2 rRNA genes are annotated in these 2,942 nt (G+C 56.4%); both read right to left on the bottom strand.

Features of this window, described 5'->3' with window-relative positions:
- Positions 1–5: 5 nt before the first annotated feature.
- Positions 6–122, bottom strand: a 5S ribosomal RNA gene (rrf, locus tag NBRGI_RS00005).
- Positions 123–260: 138 nt separating this feature from the next.
- Positions 261–2,942 (bottom strand): 23S ribosomal RNA (locus tag NBRGI_RS00010); the annotation flags it as partial.

Consider the following 2,942-nt stretch of genomic DNA (forward strand, 5'->3'; position numbering starts at 1 on the left):
GGATGTTCCGGCGGTGTCCTACTCTCCCACACCCTGTCGAGTGCAGTACCATCGGCGCTGGCAGGCTTAGCTTCCGGGTTCGGAATGGGACCGGGCGTTTCCCTGCCGCTATGGCCGCCGTAACTCTATGAAACTATCCACACAGCAGCGCTGACAACCACCCAACCAACCCCCACCTAACAGGGGGTTGGCAGACTGAGTGTCTGCTGCAGTGTCTGTGTGTTGTTTCAGATACTGCACAGTGGACGCGTAGCTTCTTTGTTGGTAAGTCCTCGGCCGATTAGTACCAGTCACCTACACCCGTTACCGGGCTTCCAGTTCTGGCCTATCAACCCCATGGTCTGTGGGGGGCCTTAACCACTCGAAGGTGGTGAGAAACCTCATCTTGGAACAGGCTTCCCGCTTAGATGCTTTCAGCGGTTATCCCTTCCGAACGTAGCTAACCAGCGGTGCTCCTGGCGGAACAACTGGCACACCAGAGGTTCGTCCGTCCCGGTCCTCTCGTACTAGGGACAGCCTTCCTCAAGTTTCTGACGCGCGCGGCGGATAGAGACCGAACTGTCTCACGACGTTCTAAACCCAGCTCGCGTGCCGCTTTAATGGGCGAACAGCCCAACCCTTGGGACCTACTCCAGCCCCAGGATGCGACGAGCCGACATCGAGGTGCCAAACCATCCCGTCGATATGGACTCTTGGGGAAGATCAGCCTGTTATCCCCGGGGTACCTTTTATCCGTTGAGCGACACCGCTTCCACTTGCCGGTGCCGGATCACTAGTCCCGACTTTCGTCCCTGCTCGAGCTGTCGCTCTCACAGTCAAGCTCCCTTGTGCACTTGCACTCGACACCTGATTGCCAACCAGGCTGAGGGAACCTTTGGGCGCCTCCGTTACATTTTAGGAGGCAACCGCCCCAGTTAAACTACCCACCAGGCACTGTCCCTGAACCAGATCATGGTCCGAGGTTAGAAGTCCAATACGATCAGAGTGGTATTTCAACGATGACTCCCTCGACACTGGCGTGCCGATTTCACAGTCTCCCACCTATCCTACACAAACCGTACCGAACACCAATACCAAGCTATAGTGAAGGTCCCGGGGTCTTTTCGTCCTGCCGCGCGTAACGAGCATCTTTACTCGTAATGCAATTTCGCCGAGTCTGTGGTTGAGACAGCAGAGAAGTCGTTACGCCATTCGTGCAGGTCGGAACTTACCCGACAAGGAATTTCGCTACCTTAGGATGGTTATAGTTACCACCGCCGTTTACCGGGGCTTAAATTCTCAGCTTCGCAACCCGAAGGTCGCTAACCGGTCCTCTTAACCTTCCGGCACCGGGCAGGCGTCAGTCCGTATACATCGTCTTACGACTTCGCACGGACCTGTGTTTTTAGTAAACAGTCGCTTCTCTCTGGTCTCTGCGACCCAACCCAGCTCAAGCAGCTAGTGCCATCACCAGACCGGGTCCCCCTTCTCCCGAAGTTACGGGGGCATTTTGCCGAGTTCCTTAACCACAGTTCTCTCGATCGCCTTAGTATTCTCTACCTGACCACCTGTGTCGGTTTGGGGTACGGGCCGTGTACCAACTCACTAGAGGCTTTTCTCGGCAGCATAGGATCACTGAATTCGCCTCAATCGGCTACGCATCACCTCTCAGGCTACATGAAACGCGGATTTGCCTACGTCTCGCCCTACAGGCTTACACCAGTACAACCACTGACTGGCCCAGCTACCTTCCTGCGTCACCCCATCGCTTGACTACTACAGCCAGGGTCCCATGCAGCCCCCTCCAGCTTCCCGAAGGAAGTCTCTTGGGTTTTGGATGGTTAGCACAACTGATTCGCCATTGGGCGCGGATACACGGGTACGGGAATATCAACCCGTTGTCCATCGACTACGCCTGTCGGCCTCGCCTTAGGTCCCGACTCACCCTGGGCGGATTAACCTGGCCCAGGAACCCTTGGTCATTCGGCGGACGAGTTTCTCACTCGTCTTTCGCTACTCATGCCTGCATTCTCACTCGCGTCACCTCCACAGCTGGATCACTCCGCTGCTTCCATGGTGACACGACGCTCCCCTACCCATCCACACCACTGGATGCGCCCCCGTAAGGACACACCGGTGTTAAGTGTGAATGCCGCGGCTTCGGCGGTGTACTTGAGCCCCGCTACATTGTCGGCGCAGGATCACTTGACCAGTGAGCTATTACGCACTCTTTCAAGGGTGGCTGCTTCTAAGCCAACCTCCTGGTTGTCTTCGCGACCCCACATCCTTTTCCACTTAGTACACGCTTAGGGGCCTTAGCCGGCGATCTGGGCTGTTTCCCTCTCGACTACGAAGCTTATCCCCCGCAGTCTCACTGCCACGCTCTCACACACCGGCATTCGGAGTTTGGCTGATTTCGGTAAGCTTGTAGGCCCCCTAGACCATCCAGTAGCTCTACCTCCGGCGTGAAACACGTGACGCTGCACCTAAATGCATTTCGGGGAGAACCAGCTATCACGGAGTTTGATTGGCCTTTCACCCCTACCCACAGCTCATCCCCTCAGTTTTCAACCTAAGTGGGTTCGGGCCTCCACGACGTCTTACCGTCGCTTCACCCTGGCCATGGGTAGATCACTCCGCTTCGGGTCTAGAACATGCGACTCAAACGCCCTATTCGGACTCGCTTTCGCTACGGCTACCCCACACGGGTTAACCTCGCCACATGCCACTAACTCGCAGGCTCATTCTTCAAAAGGCACGCCATCACCCACAGTGACAAGTCACTCGCAGGCCCTGACGGATTGTAAGCGCACGGTTTCAGGTACTATTTCACTCCCCTCCCGGGGTACTTTTCACCTTTCCCTCACGGTACTAGTCCGCTATCGGTCACCAGGGAGTATTCAGGCTTACCGGGTGGTCCCGGCAGATTCACAGCAGATTTCACGGGCCCGCTGCTACTCGGG

The sequence above is a fragment of the Nocardia brasiliensis IFM 10847 genome (assembly GCF_000710915.1).
In the GTDB taxonomy this organism is placed as follows: domain Bacteria; phylum Actinomycetota; class Actinomycetes; order Mycobacteriales; family Mycobacteriaceae; genus Nocardia; species Nocardia brasiliensis_A.